This window comes from Streptomyces sp. NPDC041200, assembly GCF_055591805.1.
Genome location: NZ_JBVIZF010000001.1, coordinates 907985 through 933073 on the forward strand (window position 1 = coordinate 907985; position 25089 = coordinate 933073).

The 25089-nt window shown below is 72.5% G+C and carries 22 protein-coding genes and 1 pseudogene; 18 read left to right on the forward strand and 5 right to left on the reverse strand.

Annotated elements, in window-relative coordinates:
* Window positions 1–10 precede the first annotated feature (10 nt).
* Genes ACZ6CL_RS04255 through ACZ6CL_RS04265 form a run of 3 tightly spaced genes read left to right on the forward strand, consistent with a single transcriptional unit; the run spans window position 11 to window position 3004 of the window.
* Entirely contained in the window at window positions 11–799 is a 789-nt protein-coding gene (locus tag ACZ6CL_RS04255) for a lysophospholipid acyltransferase family protein (RefSeq protein WP_468930871.1), read from the forward strand.
* Window positions 796–1797 (forward strand): NAD(P)H-dependent glycerol-3-phosphate dehydrogenase, encoded by a 1002-nt coding sequence (locus ACZ6CL_RS04260; protein ID WP_468930873.1) that lies wholly within the window; start codon window positions 796–798, stop codon window positions 1795–1797. The genes ACZ6CL_RS04255 and ACZ6CL_RS04260 overlap by 4 nt, the downstream gene beginning before the upstream one ends.
* A gap of 34 nt (window positions 1798–1831) precedes the next feature.
* A complete protein-coding gene (locus ACZ6CL_RS04265; RefSeq protein ID WP_468930875.1) occupies window positions 1832–3004 on the forward strand; it encodes a D-alanine--D-alanine ligase family protein in 1173 nt (390 codons plus the stop codon).
* A gap of 93 nt (window positions 3005–3097) precedes the next feature.
* Here ACZ6CL_RS04265 and ACZ6CL_RS04270 read toward each other — a convergent pair whose 3' ends face one another.
* Window positions 3098–3331 (reverse strand): Lrp/AsnC family transcriptional regulator, encoded by a 234-nt coding sequence (locus tag ACZ6CL_RS04270; protein ID WP_009714774.1) that lies wholly within the window; start codon window positions 3329–3331, stop codon window positions 3098–3100.
* A 137-nt stretch (window positions 3332–3468) separates the two neighbouring features.
* On the opposite strand from ACZ6CL_RS04270, the gene ACZ6CL_RS04275 reads away from it, so the two are divergent.
* Window positions 3469–4437, forward strand: a complete 969-nt coding sequence (locus ACZ6CL_RS04275) for a thiamine-phosphate kinase (protein ID WP_468930878.1) — start codon at window positions 3469–3471, stop codon at window positions 4435–4437.
* 16 nt (window positions 4438–4453) lie between these two features.
* Window positions 4454–5281 (forward strand): bifunctional hydroxymethylpyrimidine kinase/phosphomethylpyrimidine kinase, encoded by an 828-nt coding sequence (gene thiD / locus ACZ6CL_RS04280; protein ID WP_468931275.1) that lies wholly within the window; start codon window positions 4454–4456, stop codon window positions 5279–5281.
* A 177-nt stretch (window positions 5282–5458) separates the two neighbouring features.
* Here the strand turns inward: thiD and rpmB are convergent.
* Window positions 5459–5569 (reverse strand): annotated as a pseudogene (rpmB, locus tag ACZ6CL_RS04285) (50S ribosomal protein L28); the annotation flags it as partial.
* A gap of 272 nt (window positions 5570–5841) precedes the next feature.
* On the opposite strand from rpmB, the gene ACZ6CL_RS04290 reads away from it, so the two are divergent.
* From ACZ6CL_RS04290 to mutM, 9 genes are all read left to right on the forward strand, one after another.
* The gene (locus ACZ6CL_RS04290) at window positions 5842–7539 is read left to right on the forward strand and encodes a DAK2 domain-containing protein (protein WP_468930880.1); all 1698 of its coding nucleotides are present in this window, start codon (window positions 5842–5844) and stop codon (window positions 7537–7539) included.
* A gap of 83 nt (window positions 7540–7622) precedes the next feature.
* Window positions 7623–9854 carry an ATP-dependent DNA helicase RecG gene (recG, locus tag ACZ6CL_RS04295; protein ID WP_468930882.1) on the forward strand — a complete coding sequence of 744 codons (2232 nt, stop codon included), beginning with the start codon at window positions 7623–7625 and terminating at the stop codon, window positions 9852–9854.
* 128 nt (window positions 9855–9982) lie between these two features.
* The gene (gene rsmD / locus ACZ6CL_RS04300; RefSeq protein ID WP_468930885.1) at window positions 9983–10570 is read left to right on the forward strand and encodes a 16S rRNA (guanine(966)-N(2))-methyltransferase RsmD; all 588 of its coding nucleotides are present in this window, start codon (window positions 9983–9985) and stop codon (window positions 10568–10570) included.
* On the forward strand, window positions 10567–11076 hold the full coding sequence (coaD, locus tag ACZ6CL_RS04305) for a pantetheine-phosphate adenylyltransferase (RefSeq protein WP_468930887.1): 510 nt from the start codon (window positions 10567–10569) through the stop codon (window positions 11074–11076). The genes rsmD and coaD overlap by 4 nt, the downstream gene beginning before the upstream one ends.
* A gap of 105 nt (window positions 11077–11181) precedes the next feature.
* A complete protein-coding gene (locus tag ACZ6CL_RS04310; RefSeq protein WP_468930889.1) occupies window positions 11182–12306 on the forward strand; it encodes a cell division initiation protein in 1125 nt (374 codons plus the stop codon).
* Between the two features lie 187 nt (window positions 12307–12493).
* Window positions 12494–13084, forward strand: a complete 591-nt coding sequence (locus ACZ6CL_RS04315; protein WP_468931278.1) for a YceD family protein — start codon at window positions 12494–12496, stop codon at window positions 13082–13084.
* A 2-nt stretch (window positions 13085–13086) separates the two neighbouring features.
* Complete coding sequence (gene rpmF / locus ACZ6CL_RS04320) at window positions 13087–13260, forward strand: 50S ribosomal protein L32 (RefSeq protein WP_009714764.1); 174 nt, start codon at window positions 13087–13089, stop codon at window positions 13258–13260.
* Between the two features lie 19 nt (window positions 13261–13279).
* Window positions 13280–14224 (forward strand): ribonuclease III, encoded by a 945-nt coding sequence (gene rnc / locus ACZ6CL_RS04325; protein ID WP_468930892.1) that lies wholly within the window; start codon window positions 13280–13282, stop codon window positions 14222–14224.
* A 66-nt stretch (window positions 14225–14290) separates the two neighbouring features.
* A complete protein-coding gene (gene mutM / locus ACZ6CL_RS04330) occupies window positions 14291–15190 on the forward strand; it encodes a bifunctional DNA-formamidopyrimidine glycosylase/DNA-(apurinic or apyrimidinic site) lyase (protein ID WP_468930894.1) in 900 nt (299 codons plus the stop codon).
* Here mutM and ACZ6CL_RS04335 read toward each other — a convergent pair.
* On the reverse strand, window positions 15133–15582 hold the full coding sequence (locus tag ACZ6CL_RS04335; RefSeq protein WP_468930896.1) for a winged helix-turn-helix transcriptional regulator: 450 nt from the start codon (window positions 15580–15582) through the stop codon (window positions 15133–15135). The genes mutM and ACZ6CL_RS04335 overlap by 58 nt on opposite strands.
* A gap of 137 nt (window positions 15583–15719) precedes the next feature.
* Window positions 15720–16499 carry a CAP domain-containing protein gene (locus ACZ6CL_RS04340; RefSeq protein WP_468930899.1) on the reverse strand — a complete coding sequence of 260 codons (780 nt, stop codon included), beginning with the start codon at window positions 16497–16499 and terminating at the stop codon, window positions 15720–15722.
* 273 nt (window positions 16500–16772) lie between these two features.
* Between ACZ6CL_RS04340 and ACZ6CL_RS04345 the strand changes: the two genes are divergently transcribed.
* The 4 genes from ACZ6CL_RS04345 (at window position 16773) to ACZ6CL_RS04360 (ending at window position 23936) form a co-directional block, all read left to right on the forward strand.
* Entirely contained in the window at window positions 16773–17054 is a 282-nt protein-coding gene (locus tag ACZ6CL_RS04345) for an acylphosphatase (RefSeq protein ID WP_468930901.1), read from the forward strand.
* Window positions 17055–17439: 385 nt separating this feature from the next.
* Window positions 17440–17646, forward strand: a complete 207-nt coding sequence (locus ACZ6CL_RS04350) for a hypothetical protein (protein WP_385439375.1) — start codon at window positions 17440–17442, stop codon at window positions 17644–17646.
* 236 nt (window positions 17647–17882) lie between these two features.
* On the forward strand, window positions 17883–22313 hold the full coding sequence (locus ACZ6CL_RS04355; protein ID WP_468930903.1) for an AAA family ATPase: 4431 nt from the start codon (window positions 17883–17885) through the stop codon (window positions 22311–22313).
* Window positions 22314–22517: 204 nt separating this feature from the next.
* A complete protein-coding gene (locus tag ACZ6CL_RS04360) occupies window positions 22518–23936 on the forward strand; it encodes a sugar porter family MFS transporter (protein WP_468930905.1) in 1419 nt (472 codons plus the stop codon).
* 42 nt (window positions 23937–23978) lie between these two features.
* Here ACZ6CL_RS04360 and ACZ6CL_RS04365 read toward each other — a convergent pair whose 3' ends face one another.
* Entirely contained in the window at window positions 23979–24965 is a 987-nt protein-coding gene (locus ACZ6CL_RS04365) for an LLM class flavin-dependent oxidoreductase (protein WP_468930907.1), read from the reverse strand.
* Between the last annotated feature and the right edge of the window lie 124 nt (window positions 24966–25089).

The window sequence follows — 25089 nt, forward strand, 5'->3', positions numbered from 1 at the left end:
GATGTTCCGAGTGTCCGGCCGCAGAATCGGCTTCTGGTACCGCATGGCGGCGGTCATGGTGAAACCACCGATGGTGGTTCTGTTCAAGCGGGACTGGCACGGAATGGAGCACATTCCGGCCGATGGTGGCTTTATCACCGCGGTCAACCACAACTCGTATCTCGACCCGCTCTCCTACGCGCACTTCCAGTACAACTCCGGACGCGTGCCCCGCTTCCTCGCCAAGGCCGCCCTCTTCAGGGGCGGCTTCATGGGCACGATGCTGCGCGGCACCGGGCAGATCCCCGTCTACCGCGAGTCGACCGACGCGGCCAACGCCTTCCGGGCCGCCGTCGACGCCATCAACCAGGGCGAGTGCGTGGCCTTCTACCCCGAGGGCACCCTGACCCGCGACCCCGACATGTGGCCGATGCGGGGCAAGACCGGCGCCGCCCGGGTCGCCCTGCTCACCAAGGCCCCGGTCATCCCGGTCGCGCAGTGGGGGGCCAACGAGGCCGTACCGCCGTACGCCAAGGAACGACGGGTCCGGCTCTTCCCGCGCAAGACCCTCAAGGTGCACGCGGGCCCGCCGGTGGACCTGTCCGAGTACTACGGCCAAGAGCCCACCGCCGACGTGCTGCGGGCGGCCACCGACACCATCATGGCCGCGGTCACCGAACTCCTCGCCGAGGTCCGCGGTGAGCCGGTGCCCGCCCGGACGGCCGATATCACCGCCGATGCCACCACCGACCGGCCGCACGCCGCCGACCAGCCGCGCCGCATGGCCGAACGCCCGGTGGCCGAGGAGGAGAGCAAGTGACGCGCTGCGCCGTCTTCGGCACCGGCTCCTGGGGCACCGCCTTCGCGATGGTGCTCGCCGACGCCGGCTGCGAGGTGACGCTGTGGGGCCGTCGGCCCGATGTCGTCGAGTCCATCAACACCGGCCGCACCAATCCCGACTACTTCCCCGGCATCCGCCTCCCCGAGGGCGTACGGGCCACCACCGACCCGGCCGAGGCCGCGCGCGGCGCGGAGTTCACCGTCTTCTCCGTGCCCTCCCAGACGCTGCGCGGCAACCTCGCCGCCTGGGCCCCGCTGCTGCCCGCCGACACCGTGCTGGTGTCCCTGATGAAGGGCGTCGAACTCGGCACGGCCAAGCGGATGAGCGAGGTCATCGCGGAGGTCGCCGACGCGCCCGCGGAGCGCGTCGCGGTGCTCACCGGCCCCAACCTGGCCAAGGAGATCGCCGCCCGGCAGCCCGCGGCCTCCGTGGTGGCCTGCCGGGACGAGGACGTGGCGCGCCGCCTCCAGACCGCGTGCCACACCCCTTACTTCCGCCCGTACACCAACACCGACGTGGTCGGCTGCGAACTCGGTGGCGCGGTGAAGAACGTCATCGCGCTGGCCGTCGGCATCGCGGACGGCATGGGGCTCGGCGACAACGCCAAGGCGTCCCTCATCACCCGCGGGCTCGCCGAAACGACCCGCCTCGGGCTCGCGATGGGCGCCGACGCGCACACCTTCGCCGGACTGGCGGGCATGGGCGACCTGGTCGCCACCTGCTCCTCGCCGCTCTCCCGCAACCACACCTTCGGCACCAACCTGGGGCGCGGGATGACGCTGGCGGAGACCATCGCGGTCACCCGGCAGACGGCTGAGGGCGTCAAGTCGTGCGAGTCCGTAGCGGATCTCGCCCGCCGCTACGACGTCGACATGCCGATCACCGAGACCGTGGTGGGCATCGTCCATGACGGCAAACAGCCGCTCGTCGCGCTCAAAGAGCTGATGTCGCGCAGCGCGAAGGCCGAGCGGCACTGACGCCGTCCGAACCGCAAGGTAACCTCAACGCGATATGAGCAGCGAGACTCCTTCCTCAAGCCCTGTCCCGGCTTCCTCCACCGGCGAGCCGCGGAAGCCGCGCGTCGCCGTCGTCTTCGGCGGACGCAGCTCCGAGCACGCCATCTCCGTGGTCACCGCGGGGGCCGTGCTGCGCGCCATCGACCGCGAGAAGTACGACGTGCTGCCGATCGGCATCACGTCGGACGGCCGTTGGGCGCTCACCGCCGACGAGCCCGAGCGGATGGCCATCGCGGACCGGCGGCTCCCGAGCGTCGACCGGCTCGCCGAGTCCGAGGAGGGGTCGGTCGTGCTGCCGGTCGACCCGGGCAGCCGCGAGGTCGTCTACAGCGAGCCGGGCGCGGTGCCCAAGGCGCTCGGCGACGTCGACGTCGTCTTCCCCATGCTGCACGGCCCGTACGGCGAGGACGGCACCCTCCAGGGGCTGCTGGAGCTGTCCGGGGTGCCCTACGTGGGCGCCGGGGTGCTGGCCTCCGCGGTCGGCATGGACAAGGAGTACATGAAGCGGGTGTTCGTCTCGTTCGGGCTGCCCGTCGGCCCGTACGAGGTGATCCGCCCCCGCGACTGGGAGCGTGACCCCGCCGCCGCCCGCGCCAGGATCACCGAGTTCGCCGATGAGCACGGATGGCCGGTGTTCGTGAAGCCCTCCCGGGCCGGTTCCTCCATCGGCATCACCAAGGTCGACGGCCCGGAACAGCTGGACGAGGCGATCGAGGAGGCCCGCCGCCACGACCCGAAGGTCATCGTGGAGGCGCTGCTGCGCGGTCGCGAGATCGAGTGCGGGGTGCTGGAATTCGAGGACGGGCCGCGGGCCAGCGTGCCCGCCGAGATCCCCCCTGTCTCCACCCACGACTTCTACGACTTCGAGGCCAAGTACATCGACGCGGCCCCCGGTGTGGTGCCCGCGCCGCTCACCGCGGAGGAGACCGAGCGGGTCCAGGAGTTGGCGGTGCGCGCGTTCGACTCGGTGTCCTGCGAGGGCCTGGTGCGCGCGGACTTCTTCCTGCTGGACAGCGGCGAGTTCGTGATCAACGAGATCAACACGATGCCCGGCTTCACCCCGATCTCCATGTACCCGCGCATGTGGCAGGAGAGCGGCGTGACCTACCCCGAGCTGGTGGACCGGCTCATCCAGGCCGCGCTGCGCCGCTCCACGGGGCTGCGCTAGCCGCTCCACGGGGCCGCGCCGAAGCGTTCGGCCACCGGGCCGCGTCGGCCCGGTGGCCCGCCTCACCGGCCGAGCGTTCTGGGGGAGCTGGATCTAGATATGGACCACCGGGCAGGTGAGTGTGCGCGTGATCCCTTCCACTTGCTGGACTTTCGCGACCACCATGCGGCCGAGTTCGTCGACGGTCTCGGCCTGGGCGCGCACGATCACGTCGTACGGCCCTGTGACGTCCTCGGCCTGTATCACCCCCGGGAGCTTGGCGATGACGTCGGCGACGGTCGACGCCTTGCCGACCTCGGTCTGGATCAGGATGTACGCCTGTACCACGGAACCTCCAGGGCGGCTACGAGGATCATGTGGGGAGAAGGGACGCCACGGTACCGCGTCGCCACGCGGCGCGGGGAGACCCGCGCGGGGTGCGCCGCGCGGCGGGCAGAGGGCCACGAGCACGAAGGGGCAATGCGATGAAGGGCACCGTGGGCGAGTTGGGGGAGTTCGGGCTCATCAGAGAGCTGACCTCCCGGCTCACCACCACCCCGGCGGTGAAGCTGGGGCCCGGGGACGACGCGGCGGTCGTGGCCGCCCCGGACCGCAGGGTGGTGGCCAGTACGGACGTCCTGCTGGAGGGCAGGCACTTCCGCCGGGACTGGTCCACCGCCTATGACGTCGGCCGCAAGGCCGCCGCGCAGAACCTCGCGGACATCGCGGCCATGGGCGCGGTGCCGACCGCGCTGCTGCTGGGCCTGGTGGTGCCCGCCGATCTGCCGGTGACCTGGCCGGCCGAGATGATGGACGGGATCCGCGACGAATGCCAGGTGGCGGGCGCCGCGGTGGTCGGCGGCGATGTGGTGCGCGGAGACGCCATCACCATCGCCATCACCGCCCTGGGCGATCTGCGCAATCATGAGCCGGTCACCCGATCCGGTGCCCGGCCGGGTGACGTTGTCGCCGTCACCGGCTGGCTGGGCTGGTCGGCCGCCGGGCACGCGGTGCTCTCGCGCGGCTTCCGCTCGCCGCGCGCCTTCGTCGAGGCGCACCGCCGCCCGGAGCCGCCGTACCACGCGGGACCGGCCGCCGCGGGGCTCGGCGCGACCGCGATGACCGACGTCAGCGACGGGCTGGTGGCCGACCTCGGGCACATCGCCGACGCCAGCCAGGTCCGCATCGATCTGCGCTCCGGGGACATCGACATCCCCACGCAGATGTCGGACATCGGGCAGGCGGTCGGCGTCGATCCGATCCAGTGGGTGCTCAGCGGGGGAGAGGATCACGCGATCGTGGCCACCTTCCCGTCCGACGTGAAGCTGCCCGCCCGCTGGAAGGTAATCGGCGCGGTGCTCAACCCGTCGGCGCTGCCGCAGGTGACGGTCGACGGGGCGCCCTGGGTGCACGCGGGCTGGGACCATTTCGGGGATGACCAGGGCGCCGAGTAGATTCGGCCGTATGGCCATGTCTACCGATGTCCCCCGCGTCCCCCGGGACCACCAGGTGCCCGTCCGTGTCCTCACTGTCGCCGGATCGGATTCCGGCGGTGGTGCGGGCATCCAGGCCGACCTGAAGACGATGCTGGCCCTGGGCGCGCACGGGATGAGCGTGCTCACCGCGGTGACGGCGCAGAACTCCCAGGGCGTCCAGGGCGCCTGGGAGCTGCCCGCGGAGGCGGTCCGCGCCCAGTTCCGCAGCGTGGTGGACGACATCGGCGTCCAGGCGGTCAAGACGGGCATGCTGGCCAGCCCCGAGCTGGTCGAGACTGTCGCCGGGCTGCTCGCGGGGCTGCCCGCGCCGGTGGTCGTCGACCCGGTCGGGGTCTCCAAGCACGGCGATCCGCTGCTGGCCGCCGAGGCGCTGGACGCGGTCCGCACCAAGCTGCTGCCCACCGCTACCGTCGCCACCCCCAACCTGGACGAGGTCGCCCAGCTGACCGGCATCCGGGCCGGTTCGGAGGGCGATCTGCGGCGGGCGGCGCGCGCGGTGCTGGACTTCGGCCCGCGCTGGGCGCTGATCAAGGGCGGTCATCTGCGGGGTGACGCGGTGGACCTGCTCACCGACGGCACCGAGGAGCACTGGCTGCGGGCGCCCCGCTACGACAACCGCCACACCCACGGCACCGGCTGCACCCTCGCCTCGGCGGTCGCCACCTACCTCGCGGGCGGCATGGCGGTCCCGGAGGCCGTCACGGCGGCCAAGGCGTACGTCACGGGCGCCATCGAGGCGGGCTTCCCCCTGGGCGCGGGCATCGGCCCAGTCGACCACGGCTGGCTGGCGGCCGGCGAATGAGCCGAAGGGGCGCGCCCGGGCATGCGTAAAGGCCGGTCCACCGTCATGTGTGGACCGGCCTCGGCAACCGGAACCCCGCTTGCGCGGGGGGAAGGCGTGCGCCTAGCGCGAGACCTTGCCGGCCTTGATGCACGAGGTGCAGACATTGAGCCGCTTCGGGGTCCGACCGACCACAGCGCGCACCGTCTGGATGTTGGGGTTCCAACGACGGCGGGTGCGGCGGTGCGAGTGCGAGATGTTGTTGCCGAAGCCCGGCCCCTTGCCGCAGACGTCGCAGTTGGCAGCCACGGGTTACTCCAAAGACGGGTCAGCCTCGCTTCCCGCGAGGAGACAGAAACTTAACGGGAACCCCGGCGTAGCCAGGATCGTGGAAGACCGGCGGCGCCAGGGGGAATAGCCCGACTCTCATCGGGCAACCGGAGCAGCATACAACGGCCACTCCCGTACAACGAAACTATCATGGCTGCCCCAGCCCCTGCGGAGGGCGGCGACTAGCCTGCGAGCACGCCATGCCCGACCCCGTCCCTGAGACATCCCTCACCGTCCCGAGGAGTACGTACGTGCCGCACACGCTCGACGCCGATGCGGTACGGATCTGGTGTGGGCTGGCGCTGGACGCGCTGGGCCGGGCCCGCGAGGACATCGACGCGATCAATGTCTATCCGGTCGCGGACGGTGACACCGGCACCAATCTGTATCTGACCGTCGAATCCGCCGCCCAGGCCGTCGACGCCGCGTTCGACCGTCACCCCGCCTCGGCCGGTGCCGCCCGCCCCAGCCTCGCCGACGTGGTGCGGGCCATGGCCCACGGCGCGCTGATCGGCGCGCGCGGCAACTCCGGCACCATCCTGGCCCAGCTGCTGCGCGGCATGGCGGACGTCCTGGCCGAGGGCGGCGGTACGGAGAGCGGCGGCGAGGCGGACGGGCTGCGGCGGGCCCTGCGGCGCGCGGTCCAACTGGCGTACCTCGCCGTCGCGCACCCCGTCGAGGGGACCGTGCTGACCGTGGCCGTGGCCGCCGCCGAGAGCGCGGAGCGGGCCACCGGAGACGTCGGAGTGGTGGCGCGCGCGGCGTACGAAGGGGCGCGCACCGCGCTCCAGGCGACCCCCGGGCAGCTCGACGTGCTGGCCCGCGCGGGCGTCGTCGACGCGGGGGGATACGGCCTGGTCACGGTGTTGGGCGGGCTCGCCGAGGCCCTCTCCGGCGAACCCCCGGCCGCACCGCCCGCCGCCCCCGCCATCCCCGCTCCCGCCTCCGACTCCGTGCCCTCCGGGGAGTCCGGGCCGGTGGACTGCTCCGCCGACGGGCCCGCGTTCGAGGTGATCTACCTCCTGGAAGCCGTGGATGACGCCGTCCCCGGTCTGCGCGAGCGGCTGGACGCACTCGGCGACTCGCTCGTGATCGTCGGCGGCGACGGACTGTGGAACGTCCACGTCCATGTGGACGACGCGGGCGCCGCGGTGGAGGCGGGCATCGAGGCCGGGCGCCCGTACCGCGTCCGCATCACCCACTTCGGCGCCCCCGCCGAGCGCCGTCCCGCCGTCCCGGAGCCCGGCCGTCCCGAGCGGCGGCCCGACCGGCCGTCCGGCGAGCGCGCGACCCGTGCCGTGGTCGCCGTCGTCCCCGGCGACGGGCTCGCCGCGCTGTGCGCCGAGGCCGGGGCCACCGTGGTCGCCACCGAGCCGGGGAAGCCGCCCGGCGGCAGCGAGCTGGCCGAGGCGATCCTGCGGGCCCACGCCCGCGAGGTGGTGCTGCTGCCCAACGACGCCGAGCTGCGTTATCCGGCCGCGGCCGCAGCCGCGCAGGCCCGCGCCGAGGGCGTACGGGTCGCCGTCATCCCCACCCGCTCCCCGGTCCAGGGCATCGCCGCGCTCGCCGTGCACGAACCCGCCCGCAGCTTCGACGAGGACGTCGTCGCGATGACCTCCGCCGCGGGCGCCACCCGCTGCGCCGAACTGGCCGTCGCCGAGCACCGGTCCTGGACCATGGCCGGGGTCTGTCAGGCCGGGGACGTCCTGGGTCTGATCGATGGCGATGTGGCGGTGATCGGCACCGAACTGGTCCCGACCGCCGAGACGGTCCTCGACCGGATGCTGGCCGCGGGCGGGGAGATGGTCACGCTGGTGCTCGGCGCGGACCTCCCGGACGAGATCGCCGAGCGGCTGGAGCGGCACGTACGGGAGGGCCACTTCGCCGTCGACACGGTCGTCTACCGGGGCGGCCAGCCCTCCGCGCCGCTGATCATAGGCGTCGAATGATCCCGGGCATGATCCGATGACCCCGGGCGAGATCCCGGGCATGACCCCGTGAATGGCCCCGCTTGTCGGTGGCGTGGTGTGCAATGGACTGCGTGCCCGTGCTGGATGAACCCCTGAAGAAAGTCCTCGGCGGCAACACCGCGAAGGTGATGGCCGAGCACCTCGGCCTGCACACCGTCGGCGACCTGCTGCACCACTACCCGCGGCGGTACGCGGAGCGCGGCGAGCTGACGCGCCTGGCCGAGCTGCCCCTGGATGAGCATGTGACCGTGGTCGCGCAAGTCGCGGACGCCCGGGTGCACAAGTTCAACAGCGGCAGGGGCCAGCGACTGGAGGTCACCATCACCGACGGCAGCGGCCGTCTCCAGCTCGTCTTCTTCGGCAAGGGCGTCCACAAGCCGCGCTCCGAGCTGCTGCCCGGCAGCCGCGCCATGTTCGCCGGGAAGGTCTCGGTCTTCAACCACAAGCGGCAGCTGGCGCACCCCGAGTTCAAGCTGCTGCGCGCGGACAGCGGCTCGGACGCCGTGGAGGCGTTCGCCAACCAGCTGCTGCCGCTGTACCCGGCCTGCAAGCAGATGGAGTCCTGGCAGATCCAGCAGGCGATCGACACCGTGCTGGGCCCGGCGGGCCAGGAGGACACCGTGCTGGCGGGGCTGATCGACCCGCTGCCCGAAAGCCTCCGCGAGGGCCGCGGGCTGGCCACGCTGCCCGGGGCGCTGCGCCGCATCCACCGCCCGCGCACCAAGGCCGACATCGCCGACGCGCGCGACCGGCTCAAGTGGGACGAGGCGTTCGTCCTGCAGGTCGCCCTCGCCCGCCGCCGCCAGGCCGACGCGACGGCGCCCGCCGCTCCCCGCAGGCCGGTGGCCGGTGGCCTGCTGGACGCCTTCGACGCCCGGCTGCCGTTCACCCTCACCGACGGCCAGCAGCGGGTCAGCGCCGAGATCTTCGCCGACCTGGCCACCGACCACCCCATGCACCGGCTGCTCCAGGGCGAGGTCGGGTCCGGCAAGACGATGGTCGCGCTGCGCGCGATGCTCGGCGTCGTGGATGCCGGGGGACAGGCGGCGATGCTCGCGCCGACCGAGGTTCTGGCCCAGCAGCACCACCGTTCGGTCACCGAGATGATGGGCGAGCTGGCCGAGGGAGGGATGCTGGGCGGCGCCGAGCAGGGCACCAAGGTCGTGCTGCTCACCGGCTCCATGGGGGCCGCGGCCCGCCGCCAGGCGCTGCTGGACCTGGTCACCGGCGAGGCCGGGATCGTGATCGGCACCCACGCCCTGATCGAGGACAAGGTCCAGTTCCACGACCTGGGCCTGGTGGTGGTCGACGAGCAGCACCGGTTCGGCGTCGAGCAGCGCGACGCCCTGCGCTCCAAGGGCAAGCAGCCGCCGCATCTGCTGGTGATGACGGCCACCCCGATCCCGCGGACCGTCGCGATGACCGTCTTCGGTGACCTGGAGACCTCCGTCCTGGACCAGCTGCCGGCCGGCCGCTCCCCGATCGCCTCCCACGTGGTGCCCGCCAAGGACAAGCCGCACTTCCTGGCCCGGACCTGGGAGCGGGTGCGGGAGGAGGTGGCGGCCGGACACCAGGCGTATGTGGTGTGCCCGCGCATCGGAGACGAGGAAGACGAGGAGAAGGCGGCGAAGGCGGCGAAGGCGGCGAAGGAGAAGACCGCCGAGGACGAGGCGGAGAAGCGTCCGCCGCTCGCGGTCCTCGACGTCGCCGACCAGCTCGCCACGGGCCCGCTGCGCGATCTGCGGGTGGAGGTGCTGCACGGCCGGATGGCGCCGGAGGCCAAGGACGAGGTGATGCGCCGCTTCGCCGCGGGCGGGGTGGACGTGCTGGTCGCCACGACCGTCATCGAGGTGGGCGTCAACGTCCCCAACGCCACCGCCATGGTGATCATGGACGCTGACCGGTTCGGCGTCTCCCAGCTGCACCAGCTGCGCGGCCGGGTCGGGCGGGGCTCGGCCCCGGGGCTGTGTCTGCTGGTGACCGAGATGCCCGAGGCCAGCCCCGCCCGGGTGCGGCTCGGCGCGGTCGCGGCCACGCTCGACGGCTTCGAGCTGTCCCGGATCGACCTGGAGCAGCGCCGCGAGGGCGATGTCCTCGGCCAGGCCCAGTCCGGCGTCCGCTCCTCGCTGCGGGTGCTCGCCGTCATCGACGACGAGGAGGTCATCGCCGCCGCCCGGGAGGAGGCCACCGCGATCGTCACGGCCGACCCCGAGCTGACCGGCTATCCCGAGCTGCGCACCGCGCTGGATGCCCTGCTGGACAAGGAGCGGGAGGAATTCCTCGACAAGGGATAACTCGTAGGGGCCGTGCGGGGGTCCCGTGCGGCGCCGGACGCCATATCGTGGAGGGGCGGCGGACCGGCGTACCCGCCCGCCGCCGCCCCGACCACCGCGACGACCCACCGCGAAGGACTGCCACACCCATGACCCGCGTGATCGCCGGAGCGGCCGGCGGACGTCGCCTGGCCGTGCCGCCGGGAAACGGCACCCGACCCACCTCGGACCGGGCGCGCGAGGGCCTGTTCTCCACCTGGGAGTCGCTGCTCGGCTCGCTGAGCGGGGTCCGGGTCCTCGATCTGTACGGCGGCTCGGGCGCGGTCGGCCTGGAGGCGCTGTCCCGGGGCGCGGCCCATGTGCTGCTGGTCGAATCGGACCCGCGCGCCGCCCGCACCATCCGGGAGAACGTCCGGTCGCTGGGGCTGCCCGGCGCCGAGCTGCGGACCGGGAAGGCCGAGGCGACCATCGACGGACAGCCTCCGGCCACCGGCCCGTACGACGTCGTTTTCCTGGATCCGCCCTATGTGGTCAGCGACGACGATCTCCGCGAGATCCTGCTCACACTCCGTGGCAAAGACTGGCTCGCGCCGGACGCGCTGGTCACCGTGGAGCGCAGCACCAGAGGCGGGGAGTTCGGGTGGCCGGCCGGTTTCGAGGGACTGCGGTCCCGTCGCTACGGCGAGGGCACGCTTTGGTACGGTCGCGCCGCCTCGACGTGCGACAACGCGTCATGACCGGACCCGAGAGCGAGGAACTTCCGTTGCGCCGCGCCGTCTGTCCGGGGTCCTTCGACCCCGTCACCAATGGGCACCTGGACATCATCGCCCGAGCGTCCAAGCTGTACGACGTCGTCCACGTCGCCGTGATGATCAACAAGTCCAAGCAGGGGCTGTTCACGGTGGAGGAGCGGATGGATCTGCTCCGCCAGACCACCGCCGAGTACGGAAACGTGGAGGTCGAGGCCTTCCACGGGCTGCTCGTGGACTTCTGCAAGCAGCGCGACATCCCCGCCATCGTCAAGGGGCTGCGGGCCGTCAGCGACTTCGACTACGAGCTGCAGATGGCCCAGATGAACAACGGCCTGTCGGGCGTGGAGACCCTCTTCGTGCCCACCAACCCCACCTACAGCTTCCTCTCCTCCAGCCTGGTCAAGGAGGTCGCGGCCTGGGGCGGCGACATCTCCCACCTGGTGCCGCCGCTCGTCCTGGAGGCCCTGGACGAACGGCTCCGGCGGAAGTAGCGCGGACGGGGACTGACGGCGGATCAGCGGGTGTCGGGCAGGCGCCCGCTGGCCGTACAGTCGGTCCCGTCTCATCCCCTCCGACTCAGACTGCGAGCACCCAAGGTGGACGTGCAGAAGAAGCTCGACGAGATCGTGAGCGCCGTCGGCAGTGCCCGGGCCATGCCCATGTCGGCCTCGTGCGTGGTCAACCGCGCCGACCTGCTCGCCATGCTCGAAGAGGTGCGCGCCGCGCTCCCGGACTCCCTCGCCCATGCCGAGGAGCTGATCGGCGGACGGGACCGGATGGTGGACGACGCCCGCCAGGAGGCGACGCGGATCATCGAGGCCGCGCACGCCGAGCGCGCCCAGCTGATCTCCGGGACCGAGGTGGCCCGGACGTCGCAGGAGGAGGCCGACCGGATCCTCGAGGAGGCCCGCCGGGAGGCCGAGGAGATCCGTGCCGAGGCCGACGACTACGTCGACAGCAAGCTCGCCAACTTCGAGGTCGTGCTGACCAAGACCATCGGGTCGGTGGACCGCGGCCGCGACAAGCTGCTCGGCCGGGTGCCCGGCGGCGACGGCATGGACGACGAGCCGGAGCGCAGCGCCGATCCGCACACCCTGCGGCAGCGCGCCGACGAGTACGTGGACACCAAGCTGGGGGCCGTCTCCGCGGTCCTCGGCAAGACCCTGGAGGCGGTCGGCCGGGGGCGGCAGAAGCTGCTCGGCTCCCGTCCGGCCGATGACCTGGGCGCCCACATGGCGGCCCAGGACGCGGCCGCCCAGGCCCTGCGGACCAGCGACGACGACTACTACGCGGAGCTGGCCCAGGCGCAGGACGCCACCGTGCGGCCCGCGGCCGTGCCGCAGCCGCCCGTCATCGAGCCCGCCGCCGTCCAGCCCGCCGCGATGGATCCCGCGGCGATGGACCCCGCCGCGGCCGCCGGGTACTACGCCGCCCCGGGCTACCCGCAGCAGGACGCGTACGGCTACCCGCAGCAGGGGTACGTCCAGCAGCAGGACCCGTACGTCCAGCAGGCGGGCTACCCGCAGCAGGACGCGTACGGCTGGCAGCAGCAGCCGCAGCCGCAGGGCTACGACCCGAACGGCTACGTCCAGCAGCCGCAGGTCCCGCAGCAGCCCCCGTACCCGCCGCAGCAGCCGGGCGCGGCGCTCGACGAGACCAGCCTCTTCGACACGAGCATGATCGACCTCGACCAGCTGCGCCAGTACGAGCAGGGACGCTAGCGCTCCGGAGCCGCGGGAGCCGCCCGACACCCGATTGGGCCTGGAGCGGCCCGTCCAGTATCCTGGCTCTTCGGTCGCGAGTACGTCCGCGATCTCGGCTGCCCGCTTCAAGTCCGTGTCGGGCGGCCCGCCGCAGCGTAGAAAGCAGGAAGCCCTGAACGCCCGCCTCGACCACCGTGCCCCCCTCGTGTTCGACACACGTGAGCTGGGGCGGCGTCCTGGTGCGCTGAAGCGGGTCTCCCGCTCCGTGGCGGCCCCCAAGGACCTCGGCATCGAGGTCATCGGGGTGCGGGAAGGCGCGACCGTGGAGCTTGAGCTCCGCCTTGAGTCGGTCATGGAAGGGGTGCTTGTCACAGGCACCGCCCGTGCACCGCTCACGGGGGAGTGCGTAAGGTGTCTGGAGCCGCTGGAGCGAGAGCTCGAAGTGGACTTCCAGGAGATGTACTCCTACCCCGACGCCGACGACCGGAGCCGCGACGCGGACACCGGCGACGACGCCGAGGAGGAGGACACGCTCTTTCTCGAGGCCGACTTGTTCGACCTCGAGCCCGTGCTGCGGGACGCGGTGGTGCTCGCACTGCCGCTGCAGCCGGTGTGCCGGGAGGACTGCCCGGGGCTGTGTGCCGACTGTGGTGCGCGCCTCGCGGACGACCCGGACCACCACCACGAAGCCGTCGACATCCGTTGGGCGGCATTGCAGGGACTCGCCGAGTCCATTCAGGACGGCGAGAAGGACAACGCCCCCCGCCCGCGCGGGGATGACCCACAGGAGAAGTAGCCGTGGCTGTTCCGAAGCGGAAGATGTCGCGCAGCAACACGCGCCACCGCCGGTCGCAGTGGAAGGCTGCGGTCCCCACCCTGGTGGCGTGCGAGCGCTGCCACGAGCCGAAGCAGCAGCACATCGCGTGCCCGAGCTGCGGCACCTACAACCGCCGCCAGGTCCTCGAGGTCTGATCGGCGGGTGACAGGCTCTATGTCGGACGCCAGCACGCCGTCCCGCAAGCGCGCGGGTGAACCTCGCGGAGGTCATCAGCGCGGCGGCGATACGGTCCAGGCGGACAAGGCCTCGTCCCACACGATCCTGGAAGGGCGGCTCGGGTATCAGCTCGAGTCCGCCCTTCTGGTGCGTGCGCTCACCCATCGCTCCTTCGCGTACGAGAACGGCGGGCTGCCCACCAACGAGCGGCTGGAATTCCTCGGGGATTCGGTGCTCGGCCTGGTGGTCACCGACACGCTGTACCGCATCCACCCGGATCTGCCCGAAGGCCAGCTGGCCAAGCTGCGGGCCGCGGTGGTCAACTCGCGCGCGCTCGCCGAAGTGGGCCGGGGTCTGGACCTCGGCGCCTTCATCCGGCTCGGCCGGGGCGAAGAGGGCACCGGGGGCAGGGACAAGGCATCCATTCTCGCCGACACCCTGGAAGCGGTGATCGGCGCGGTCTATCTCGACCGGGGACTCGACGCCGCCGCCGAACTGGTGCACCGGCTCTTCGACCCACTGATCGAGAAGTCCTCGAACCTCGGCGCCGGCCTGGACTGGAAGACCAGCCTCCAGGAGCTGACGGCCACCGAGGGTCTTGGGGTTCCGGAGTACCTGGTCTCCGAGACCGGGCCCGACCACGAGAAGACCTTCACGGCTGCCGCCCGCGTCGGTGGTGTCGCGTACGGCACCGGCACCGGCCGCAGCAAGAAGGAAGCCGAGCAGCAGGCGGCCGAGGCCGCCTGGCGCGCGATCCGCGCTGCCGCCGACGAGGCGCAGACGAAGTCCAAGGCGGAGGCCGAAGCCGCGGCGGAAGCCGAGGTCAAGGAAGCCGAGGTCAAGGAAGCCGAGGCCACGGTAGACGCCGAGGCCGAGGCAGCCGCCGAAGGCGCCGAGGCTGCGAGCGCCCCGGCCGCGGACTCGGCCACCACCACCCGTTAGGCACCGCCCCGGCCCCGGTCACCGACCGGGGCCGGAGTGCCGGTGATCCCTCCTTCAGGAGTCACGTTGCCCGAGCTGCCCGAGGTCGAGGTGGTCCGGCGCGGTCTGGAGCGCTGGGTCAGCGGCCGTACGGTCGACGAGGTCCAGGTGCTGCACCCCCGCGCGGTCCGCCGCCACCTGGGCGGCGCGGAGGACTTCGCGGCCCGGATGAAGGGCCGCCGCGCCGGGGCGGTCCGCCGCCGCGGCAAGTATCTGTGGCTGCCGTTCGAGGACACCGCCGAGGCGGTCCTGGCCCACCTCGGCATGAGCGGCCAGCTGCTGGTCCAGCCGGGCACCGCCCCGGACGAGAAGCATCTGCGCATCCGGGTCCGGTTCGCCGACGACGTGGGCACCGAGCTGCGCTTCGTCGACCAGCGCACCTTCGGCGGGCTCTCGCTGCACGGCTCCGTACCCGGCGACCTGGAGGGGCTGCCGGACGCCATCGCGCACATCGCCCGCGACCCGCTGGACCCCGCCTTCGACGAGGCCGCCTTCCACCTCGCGCTGCGCCGCCGCCGTACCACCGTCAAGCGCGCCCTGCTCGACCAGTCGCTGATCAGCGGCGTCGGCAACATCTACGCCGACGAGGCGCTGTGGCGCGCCCGGCTGCACTACGACCGGCCGACCGCCACCCTGACCCGGCCGCGCTCCACCGAACTCCTCGGCCATGTGCGGGATGTCATGAGCGCGGCACTGGCGGTGGGCGGCACCAGCTTCGACAGCCTCTACGTCAATGTGAACGGCGAGTCGGGCTACTTCGAGCGCTCGCTCGACGCCTACGGCCGGGAGGACGAGCCGTGCCGCCGCTGCGGCACCGCCATGCGCCGCCGCCCGTGGATGAACCGCTCCAGCTACTTCTGCCCGCGCTGTCAGCGCCCGCCGCGCCCGGTCGGCGCGGTGGCGCTCTCGGCGCGCCGCCCGTCGTAGCGCTCCCGGGCGCTCAGCACCTCCGGCATCCGCTCCTCGACCAGGCCGATCAGCGCCAGCAGCCGTTCGGCGACCGCGTGCCCCAGCGGGGTGAGCCGGTAGTCCACGCGCGGCGGGTTGACCGGCTGGGCCTCGCGGTGCACCAGACCGTCCCGCTCCAGCGCGTGCAGCGTCTGGGACAGCATCTTCTCGCTGACCCCGTCGACCCGCCGCCGCAGCTCGTTGAAGCGGCAGCCGCTCTCGAACAGGGCGGTCAGGGTGAGGCCGCCCCACTTGCCGGTGATGTGCTCCAGCGTGGCGCGGGACGGACAGGCGCGCGCGAACACGTCGAAGGCATCGTCCCCGGCGGCGTCCTCCTCGGGGCGGGACCCGGCGGTACGTTCACATTCCATGCACACACCATACGCGCGCGGCGCTCTCTCCTGGGTTGCGCTGCCGTTCGGTGCGCGCGGGAGACCGGACGTACGCGTACGCCCGGTCCGTCCGCTCGTCGCTCTGGTCCGCCCCAGTAGCCGACGTGGTAGCCGACCTAGTAGCCGAAGTCCTGGGTCCACCAGGGGCCGTCGTCGCCGAAGTGCGCGCCGACGCCGAGTGTCGTGTACTGGCAGTTGAGGATGTTCGCCCGGTGATCGGGGCTGTCCATCCACGAGTCCATCACGTCCTGCGCGGTGGCCTGCCCGCGGCCGATGTTCTCGCCGCCCAGGTCCAGGATGCCCGCGAGCTTGGCGCGGTCCCAGGGGTCCTCGTTGTCCGGGCTGGTGTGGTCGAAGAAGTCGCGTATCGCCATGTCGTCGCTGAAGTCCTGCGCCAGCTGGGCGAGTTTCCGGTCCTCGGTCACCGGCTGGCAGCCGACCGCCGCCCGCTCCTGGTTCACCAGGGCGATGACCGCCTTCTCGGCCGCCGCCGCCCGGTCCGGCTTCTCCGGCGGGAGGCTGGGCACCGGGTCGGTCGTGGGCGTACGGGACGGAGTGGACGAGTTTGAGCCGCCACCGCCGCCGGACCCGCCGGGCTTGCTGCCGGACCCGGGGCGCTCGGCCGGCGTCGTGGACGGCGTTCCGGCGGGCTTCGAGGGTGTCTGGGAGGGGGACGTGGACGGCGTCTGCGGGTTCGCGTCGCCGGATCCCGTCGACGTCCCGGCGCCTCCCGAGGGGAACGATGTCCCCGGGTCCTGGGTGTCCAGGCCGGTGCCGGGCGACCCGCCCGCCTGCACCTGACCGGCGGGTTCAGTGCCACCGCCGAGACCGGAGGGGCCGCCCGGAACCAGGCCGGAGGCCATGGCCACAGCGCCCACCGCGACCGCGGCGGACACACTTAACAGTCCGGTCCTCACCGGTGCGAGAGGGCTACGGCGCGGTCCCCGGTGGCGGCCGGCGCCCACCTCGGGCGGCGTCGCGGAGCCGGGGGCAGATCGTCGATGGCGGCCCATCTCCTGCCTTCCTTATGTGTGAGAGCGTCAAATGTGTGGCTTCTGTGGGCAACTCATGTGTCACTCGTGTGAGTGAGTCTCGTTGAGGCGGGACTGTACGCCATGCGGTAGGAGATGAATGTGCCGAGGCGCCAATTAGCCGGTTAACGTGCAGACATGAACGACAACGTGCGCCTCACGGCGTGGGTCCGCGGCCGGGTCCAGGGCGTCGGCTTCCGGTGGTTCACCCGGGCCAACGCGCTGCGCATCGGAGGCCTCGCGGGCTTCGCCTCCAACCTCGCCGACGGCCGCGTACAGGTGGTCGCGGAGGGCTCGCGTGCGGGGTGCGAACAGCTGCTCGATTGGCTGCGCGAGGGCGACACGCCCGGGCGGGTCGACGGTGTCACCGAGATCTGGGACACACCGCGCGGCGTCTACGAGAGCTTCGAGATCCGCTGAGCGAGCCCTCGCGGGACCCCCGTTCGGCCCTCTCCCGATGCCCCGCTGACCATGCCTTCCGTGCGCGCTGTGAGCAGAAATCGGCTGATGGTTGCGAATGGAGCCGCTCCGTGGAAGGCTGCGGAGCGTAGGAAGATCCCCAACCGCTACGGGTCCTCTGGAGAGCGGGCGGCGCGGCTCGCGCCCCCTTGTGCTCTCGGCCTTCGCGGTGTCGGCGGCATGTGATCGTGTTGACCCTCAAACCAATTGGTGAGACTCTGGAAGTCCCCGCGCACCTTAACTTGTCCGCCACCTCAGCACGGCAATATCGGCAGACATCGCGGGTGCGAATCCCTCACGACCCACACCGCTTCGGTCGGTCACTCAGTGTGGAGGACCATCCATCATGGCAAAGGCGCTTCTCGGTTACGTCGGCGGCTCCGACCCCCGAGTCCTCGCCGAGATGCGACGGCTTCAGCAGCGCGTTCAGGATCTTGAATCCGAGCTGGTTCGGATTCAGGCCGAGAACGACTCGCTGTCCGCCGCCGCTCGTCACGGCGACTCGCTGCTCGACAGCATCGACGTATCCCAGGCGGAGCCTGCGCTCGCCTGACCCAGCCCTCGGGCCGGTCGGGCTGAACCGTCAGCCGCTTGAGAATCTTCAAGGGACGCCTCGGCGTCCCTTCGTCGTTCCCCCGCGTTTCCGGTTTTCCCTTACCGACTGATGTGCCCCACCCCCTCGCCGGTGAAACCGATCTTTGAGGAAAGCGGGAAAAAGCCGGGACGGGACCGCGGCGCCGGGCGCGGGGACGGCTGCCGGACGGGGCCCGGAAGGTAGAGTCCAACGGCGTGCACCTGAAGAGCCTGACCCTACGAGGCTTCAAGTCCTTCGCCTCCGCCACGACGCTCCGCTTCGAGCCGGGTATCACCTGCGTCGTCGGTCCCAACGGGTCGGGCAAGTCCAACGTCGTGGACGCTCTGTCCTGGGTCATGGGCGAACAGGGAGCCAAGTCGCTGCGCGGCGGCAAGATGGAGGACGTCATCTTCGCCGGGACCACCGGCCGTCCCCCGCTCGGCCGCGCCGAGGTCTCCCTCACCATCGACAACGCCGATGGCGCGCTGCCCATCGACTACGCCGAAGTCACCATCACACGGATCATGTTCCGCAACGGCGGCAGCGAGTATCAGCTCAATGGCGACACCTGCCGGCTGCTGGACATCCAGGAACTGCTGTCCGACTCCGGCATCGGCCGCGAGATGCACGTCATCGTCGGACAGGGCCAGCTCGACGGCGTCCTGCACGCCGACCCGACCGGCCGCCGGGCCTTCATCGAGGAGGCCGCGGGCGTCCTCAAGCACCGCAGGCGCAAGGAGAAGGCGCTGCGGAAGCTGGACGCCATGCAGGCCAACCTGGCCCGCGTCCAGGACCTCACCGACGAGCTGCGGCGGCAGCTCAAGCCCCTCGGGCGGCAGGCCGCTGTCGCCCGCCGGGCCGCCGTCATCCAGGCCGACCTGCGCGACGCCCGGCTGCGGCTGCTTGCCGACGACCTGGTCACCCTGCGCGAGGCGCTGCGCGCCGAGGTCGCCGACGAGGCCGAGCTGAAGAAGCGCAAGGAGGCCGCGGAGGCCGAGCTGCGCACCGCCCAGCAGCGCGAGGCCGCCCTGGAGGAACAGGTCCGGCAGCTCGCACCGCGGCTGCGCGACGCCCAGCAGACCTGGTACGAGCTGTCCCAGCTCGCCGAGCGGGTGCGCGGCACGGTCAGCCTGGCCGACGCCCGGGTCAAGAGCGCGACCACCGCCCCCGCCGAGGAGCGGCGCGGCCGTGACCCCGAGGACATGGAACGCGAGGCGGCCCGCATCCGGGAACAGGAAGCCGAGCTGGAAGCCGCCCTGGAGGCGGCCAGCCGGGCCCTGGACGACACCGTCGCGCACCGCGCGGAACTCGAACGGAACCTGGCGGAGGAGGAGCGCCGCCTGAAGGACGTGGCCCGAGCCATCGCCGACCGCCGCGAAGGGCTCGCCCGGCTGCAGGGCCAGGTCAACGCCGCCCGCGGCCGCGCCGCTTCGGCCCGCGCCGAGATCGAACGCCTGGCCGCCGCCCGCGACGAGGCCCAGGCCCGGGCCACCGCCGCGCAGGAGGAGTACGAACAGCTCAAGGCCGAGGTCGACGGACTCGACGCGGACGACGCGGAACTGGCGGAGCGCCACGAGGCCGCCAAGCGGGAGCTGTCCGAGGCGGAGACCGCGCTGAGCGCGGCCCGTGAGGCCGCCACCGCCGCCGAACGCGACCGCGCCGCGACCGCCGCCCGGCACGACGCCCTGGCCCTCGGCCTCCGCCGCAAGGACGGCACCGGCGCCCTGCTGGCCGCGGCCGACCGCCTCACCGGCCTCCTCGGCCCGGCCGCCGAACTGCTGACCGTGAGCCCCGGCTACGAGGTCCAGGTCGCCGCGGCCCTGGGCGCCGCCGCCGACGCGATCGCCGTCACCGACCCCACGACCGCCGCGCGGGCGATCCGCCACCTCCGCACCGAAGACGCGGGCCGCGCCACCCTCCTCCCGACCCGGGCCATCAGCGGCCCGGCGCCCGCCGATTCCGGCGCCGTCCCCGCCTCGCGGACCCCGGACGCCGCCGCGCCGGGCGAGCTGGGCGAGGCTGCCAGGCCGCAGGCGGCAGGCGTCGGGGCCGAGCCCGGCTCTGGCTTCCCGGCCCCCGCGCCGGAGCCCGGCCCGCCACCGCCCGGGCCCTCGGCTACGGGAGACGGCGCGGCCGTCGTCCCGGGCACGCGGGCGCCCGTCGCGGCGGACGGCGCCCCGTCCGGTGGGGCTGCCACCGCTCCGGCGGACGGTGGCGCAGAGCCGGGCTCCTCGTCCAGGTCCGCGTCGCCGGGTGGCCCGGCGGACCCGCCCTCGGCCGCTGTGGGCGGCACGGTGCCCGGTACGCGGGTGCCCGCCGCCGATGCGCCCTCCGGCGCTGCTGGGGAGCCGTCCGGTCAGGCCACCGGCGTCCCCACGGCCGTGGGGGACCGGGCGCACGCGGCGGAGCCGGAAGCAGACGACGGCGCGGAACCGGACCCGCAGCCCGACCCGGGGGTGGCCGCCAGAGGCTCCGGCGGGGCAGGGACAGCCGGTGCCGGCGGTACAACGGGCAGCTCGCGCACGGGGCCGGGCGCCGCCCCTGCGGCACCGGACGGCCCGGCAGGCCCGCCCTCGGGCGGCGCGGTGCCGGTCACGCGGACGTCTTCCGCGGCGGATGGCGCCCCGCCTCCTGGTGCCGCTCGCGCGGTGGCCTCGGGCACGCGGGCACCTGCCGACGACGCTGCCGGTGAGGCCCGTCACCCCGCCGTGCCGCGTAGCGGACACGGCCCGGAGGCCGGGGGCGTGGTTGCCGCTGAGGAGCCGGATCGGCGGGATGTGTCCGTGCGGGTGCCGCAGCCCGCCGGGGGTGAGCCCGAGGGGGTCGGGACCGGTGCCGCCGCGGGCCCGCCGCGGGTGGCGGAGCTGGTGGACGGGCCCGCTGGGCTGGTGGCGGCCGTGCGGCGGTTGGTCGAGGGCGTCGTGGCGGTCGGGACGCTGGAAGAGGCCGAGGAACTGGTCCGGGCTCAGCCCGAGTTGACCGCGGTGACCGCCGACGGCGATCTGCTCGGGGCGCACTTCGCGCAGGGCGGGTCCGCAGGAGCGCCCAGTCTGCTGGAGGTGCAGGCGTCGGTCGACGAGGCGGCGGCGGAGCTGGAGGAACTGGCCGTACGGTGCGAGGAGCTGGGCGTAGCGCGGCGCGCGGCGGGGGAGCGGCGTACCGAGTGCGTGGCGCTGGTGGAGGAGCTGGCGGCCCGGCGCAGTGCGGCGGACCGGGAGAAGTCGCAGGTCGCGCAGTCCCTCGGTCGGCTCTCCGGGCAGGCGCGGGGCGCGGCGGGGGAGGCGGAGCGGTCGGCCGCGGCCGCCGCGCGGGCCGAGGAGGCGCTGGAGAAGGCGACGGGGGAGGCCGAGGAGCTGGCCGAGCGGCTGGCGGTGGCCGAGGAGCAGCCGGGGGAGGAGGAGCCGGACACCTCCGTACGGGACCGGCTCGCCGCGGACGGCGCCAACGCCCGGCAGACCGAGATGGAGGCGCGGCTCCAGGCCCGTACACATGAGGAGCGCGTGAAGGGGCTCGCGGGGCGGGCCGACGCGCTCGACCGGGGCGCGCGCGCCGAGCGCGAGGCGCGGGCGCGCGCAGAGCAGCGGCGCGCCCGGCTGCGCCACGAGGCGCAGGTGGCGTCGGCGGTGGCAGGAGGGGCCCGTCAGCTGCTCGACCATGTGGAGGTGTCGCTCGTACGGGCCGCCGAGGAGCGGGACGCGGCTGAGCGCGCCAAGGCCGAGCGCGAACGCGAGCTGGAGGCCGCGCGCAACCGGGGCCGTGACCTCAAGGGCGAGCTGGACAAGCTGACCGACTCGGTGCACCGGGGCGAGGTGCTGGGCGCCGAGAAGCGGCTGCGGATCGAGCAGCTGGAGTCGAAGGCGCTGGAGGAGCTGGGCGTGGAACCGGCCGGGCTGATCGCCGAGTACGGCCCCGATCAGCTCGTACCGCCGTCGCCGCCCGCGGAGGGCGAGGAGCTGCCGGACGACCCCGAGCACCCGCGCAACCGGCCGGTGCCGTATCTCCGGGCACAGCAGGAGAAGCGGCTGAAGGCCGCCGAGCGGGCGTATCAGCAGCTCGGCAAGGTCAACCCGCTGGCGCTGGAGGAGTTCGCGGCGCTGGAGGAGCGGCATCAGTTCCTGAGCGAGCAGCTGGAGGACCTGAAGAAGACGCGGGCGGACCTCCTCCAGGTGGTGAAGGAGGTCGACGAGCGCGTCGAGCAGGTGTTCACGGAGGCGTACCGGGACACCGCGCGCGAGTTCGAGGGGGTGTTCTCGCGGCTCTTCCCGGGCGGGGAGGGGCGGCTGGTGCTCACCGACCCGGACAACATGCTGACCACGGGCGTCGACGTGGAGGCACGGCCGCCGGGCAAGAAGGTCAAGCGGCTGTCCCTGCTGTCCGGCGGGGAGCGCTCCCTGACGGCCGTGGCGCTCCTGGTGTCGATCTTCAAGGCGCGGCCGAGTCCGTTCTATGTGATGGACGAGGTCGAGGCGGCGCTGGACGACACCAATCTGCAGCGGCTGATCCGCATCATGGAGGAGCTGCAGGAGTCGTCCCAGCTGATCGTGATCACGCACCAGAAGCGGACGATGGAGGTCGCGGACGCGCTGTACGGCGTCTCGATGCAGGGCGACGGAGTGTCGAAAGTCATTAGTCAACGCCTGCGGTGACCGCTTCAATACTTGAAGTCAATGGTGCAAAGGGTGCTGCGTAACTTCTTGGCCTCCCCCTATTGACTTCGAAACTTGAAGGAATAGTCTCTGCAACGTCGCTTTTACCTTTAAGTGGTGGCCGACCTCTTCGGCTCCGCCTCCACCGGAAGGGTCTGCCCCCCACGTCTGGCAGCGTTGCCGGACGGGCCACAGGAGTTCACGTTGTCCACCACCGTGCAGGCACAGGGGTCCGAAGGCCGCAAGGCCAAGCCGGACCATCTCGGCCATGTCATCTTCATCACCGCTGCCGCCGCGATGGGCGGCTTTCTCTTCGGCTACGACAGCTCGGTGATCAACGGAGCGGTCGAGGCCATCCGCGGCCGGTACGACATCGGGTCCGCGGCCCTCGCCCAGGTCGTCGCCATCGCACTGATCGGTTCGGCGATCGGCGCGGCCACCGCGGGCCGGATAGCCGACCGGATCGGCCGGATCCGCGTCATGCAGATCGCCGCACTGCTGTTCACCGTGAGCGCGGTCGGCTCGGCCCTGCCCTTCGCCCTGTGGGACCTGGCCATGTGGCGGGTGCTCGGAGGCATCGGCATCGGTATGGCGTCCGTGATCGGCCCGGCCTACATCGCCGAGGTCGCCCCGCCCGCGTACCGTGGCCGGCTCGCCTCCTTCCAGCAGGCCGCGATCGTCATCGGCATCGCCGTCTCCCAGCTCGTCAACTGGGGCATCCTCAACCTCGCCGACGGCGACCAGCGCGGCAAGATCGCCGGTCTTGAGGCCTGGCAGTGGATGCTCGGGGTCATGGTCATCCCGGCCGTGCTGTACGGGCTGCTCTCCTTCGCCATCCCCGAGTCCCCCCGCTTCCTGATCTCGGTCGGCCGGACCGACCGGGCCAAGGAGGTCCTGAGGGAGGTCGAGGGCAAGGCCGTCGACCTGGACGTCCGGGCGGCCGAGATCGAGCAGGCGATGCGCAGCGAGCACAAGTCGACCTTCAAGGACCTGCTCGGCGGCCGGTTCGGGCTGCTGCCGGTCGTCTGGATCGGCGTCGGGCTCTCGGTCTTCCAGCAGCTCGTGGGCATCAACGTGGCCTTCTACTACTCCTCGACGCTGTGGCAGTCCGTCGGCGTCGACCCGAGCAGCTCGTTCTTCTACTCCTTCACCACGTCGATCATCAACATCCTCGGCACCGTGATCGCGATGATCTTCGTCGACAAGGTCGGCCGCAAGCCGCTCGCGCTCATCGGCTCCGTCGGTATGGCGCTTTCGCTCGCCCTGGTGGCCTGGGCCTTCTCCGCGAACCTGGTGGACGGCAAGCTTCCGCACACCGAGGGCGTCGTGGCGCTGGTCGCGGCCCACGCGTTCGTCCTCTTCTTCGCGCTCTCCTGGGGCGTGGTCGTCTGGGTGCTGCTCGGCGAGATGTTCCCGAACAAGATCCGCGCCGCCGCCCTGGGTGTCGCCGCCTCCGCGCAGTGGATCGCCAACTGGGCCATCACCGCCAGCTTCCCGAGCCTGTCGGAGTGGAACCTCTCCGCGACCTACATCCTGTACACGGTCTTCGCCGTGCTCTCGATCCCGTTCATCCTCAAGTGGGTGCCGGAGACCAAGGGCAAGGCGTTGGAGGAGATGGGCTAACCCCCCGCCGCCCACTCCTCACTCCAGGAGAACTGCCCCGCCTCAGTCCTTGAGGCGGGGCAGCACTCGTTCCGCGAACAGCCGCAGAGCGCTCCAGCCCTCCTCGACCGGCATCCCGCCGCACAGCGGATGCAGCACCAGGCTCGCCTGCTCGCCGCTCTGCCGTGCGTACGCCACGCACTCCTCGGGCGTGACGATCCGGTAGACGCCCTCGCGGCGCAGCGCCTCCGCGTCCGCGGCGTGCGAGCGGACCGCCGAGCGCACCGCTCCCGACTGCCAGGACGCGTAGGTGCGCGCCTCGTGCAGCAGATGCTCCCCGTACAGCGCCCAGGCCCGGTCCGGGTCCTCGGCGATGTGCAGCAGCGGGGTGACCGCCGGGGGCATCAGGCACCAGCCGTCGGTGCCGTACTCCATGCGCCGCGCGTGGTAGTACCCCTCCAGCTCCGGCAGATGAGCGCTCGGGAAGAACGGCAGCCCCAGCCGGGCCGCGCGCCGGGCCGCCGCCTTCGAGCTGCCGCCGACCAGCAGCAGCGGATGCGGCTGGGTGTACGGGCGCGGGGTGACCCGCACGGTGCGGCCCCGGTACGCGAACGGCTCGCCCGTCCACGCCGCGAGCAGCGTCTCCAGCGCCTCGTCCTGGAGCGCGCCGCGCCCCTGCCAGTCCTTGCCGTGCGCCGCGTACTCCTCGGGCCGGTAGCCGATCCCGGCCACCGTGGTCAGCCGTCCGCCGCTGGCCAGGTCGAGCACCGCGATGTCCTCGGCCAGCCGCAGCGGGTCGTACAGCGGTGTGATCAGCGCGGAGACGGTCACCGTGATCCGGCGGGTGGCACCGAGCACCGTGCCCGCGAAGACCAGCGGCGCGGGCAGCCAGCCGTTCGCGGCGCCGTGGTGCTCCTCGGTCTGGACGGTGGAGATGCCCCGTTCGTCGGCGTAGGCGGCCATGTCGATGGCGGCGCGGTACCGCTCGGCCAGCGCGCGCGGAGTGGCGGCGGGATCGACGAGGTTGAGGCGTACGACCGTGACGGCCATGGCGGAGGGTCCCCCTTCGTCGCGGGGCGGGCGGGAGCGGGCCACCGGACCGTAGCTGACGGGACGTCAAATCGCTACCACGAGACACCGGGCGGAGCCGGGACGGATGACTCATGCGCCTGGG

What these genes read in the sequence shown, in the direction of transcription:
- ACZ6CL_RS04265 (WP_468930875.1), top strand. Translation starts at nt 1,832, where the DNA reads ATGAGCAGCGAGACTCCTTCCTCAAGCCCTGTCCCGGCTTCCTCCACC.
- ACZ6CL_RS04275 (WP_468930878.1), top strand. Translation starts at nt 3,469, where the DNA reads ATGAAGGGCACCGTGGGCGAGTTGGGGGAGTTCGGGCTCATCAGAGAG.
- thiD (WP_468931275.1), top strand. Translation starts at nt 4,454, where the DNA reads ATGTCTACCGATGTCCCCCGCGTCCCCCGGGACCACCAGGTGCCCGTC.
- recG (WP_468930882.1), top strand. Translation starts at nt 7,623, where the DNA reads ATGGACTGCGTGCCCGTGCTGGATGAACCCCTGAAGAAAGTCCTCGGC.
- rsmD (WP_468930885.1), top strand. Translation starts at nt 9,983, where the DNA reads ATGACCCGCGTGATCGCCGGAGCGGCCGGCGGACGTCGCCTGGCCGTG.
- coaD (WP_468930887.1), top strand. Translation starts at nt 10,567, where the DNA reads ATGACCGGACCCGAGAGCGAGGAACTTCCGTTGCGCCGCGCCGTCTGT.
- rnc (WP_468930892.1), top strand. Translation starts at nt 13,280, where the DNA reads ATGTCGGACGCCAGCACGCCGTCCCGCAAGCGCGCGGGTGAACCTCGC.
- ACZ6CL_RS04335 (WP_468930896.1), bottom strand. Translation starts at nt 15,582, where the DNA reads ATGGAATGTGAACGTACCGCCGGGTCCCGCCCCGAGGAGGACGCCGCC.
- ACZ6CL_RS04345 (WP_468930901.1), top strand. Translation starts at nt 16,773, where the DNA reads ATGAACGACAACGTGCGCCTCACGGCGTGGGTCCGCGGCCGGGTCCAG.
- ACZ6CL_RS04350 (WP_385439375.1), top strand. Translation starts at nt 17,440, where the DNA reads ATGGCAAAGGCGCTTCTCGGTTACGTCGGCGGCTCCGACCCCCGAGTC.
- ACZ6CL_RS04365 (WP_468930907.1), bottom strand. Translation starts at nt 24,965, where the DNA reads ATGGCCGTCACGGTCGTACGCCTCAACCTCGTCGATCCCGCCGCCACT.